This window comes from Desulfofundulus thermobenzoicus, assembly GCF_009428905.1.
In the GTDB taxonomy this organism is placed as follows: domain Bacteria; phylum Bacillota; class Desulfotomaculia; order Desulfotomaculales; family Desulfovirgulaceae; genus Desulfofundulus_A; species Desulfofundulus_A thermobenzoicus.
Map to the genome: position 1 here is coordinate 1 of NZ_WHYR01000205.1, position 438 is coordinate 438.

Below are 438 nucleotides of genomic sequence, written 5' to 3' on the forward strand. Positions count from 1 at the left end.
ATCAGAATTCTGGACCGGCATTGCGACATTTTCAATTGGCTTTCCAACTTCAACGGCATCATCGCGCTGTTCTTGCCCTGTTTGATTTCCATCAGATAGTTGGTCTTTCACATCTTTTGATACAGCTTGATACCAAAGAACGGCTGTTAACACGACCGCTGCGCTGACCAAGTAAATAGCAGGGAATACCCAGCGCTTACGGAAAAATTGCTGAACTTTTGTGATTTTGGAAGTACGTTTCTTTTCTTCCTCTCTCATTTTTCATCACCTCAGCAACATTCTGAACACTTTTCAAAAAATATATACACACGAAATCATTTTTCTTTTTATTTTGCGCAATCGCATCAATAATATGTATGATAAATGAAAAAAAGATGGGGGACTTAATTGTGAAAACTTTCAACCGCATAGCAACAGAAGATGACCTCAAAGCCATCG

At 39.0% G+C, this 438-nt stretch carries 1 protein-coding gene; it reads right to left on the reverse strand.

Annotated features, from left to right (window positions below):
* Nucleotides 1-258: hypothetical protein (locus GFC01_RS18250; RefSeq protein WP_479723395.1), on the reverse strand; the 258-nt coding region annotated here is incomplete at its 3' end.
* Nucleotides 259-438 lie beyond the last annotated feature (180 nt).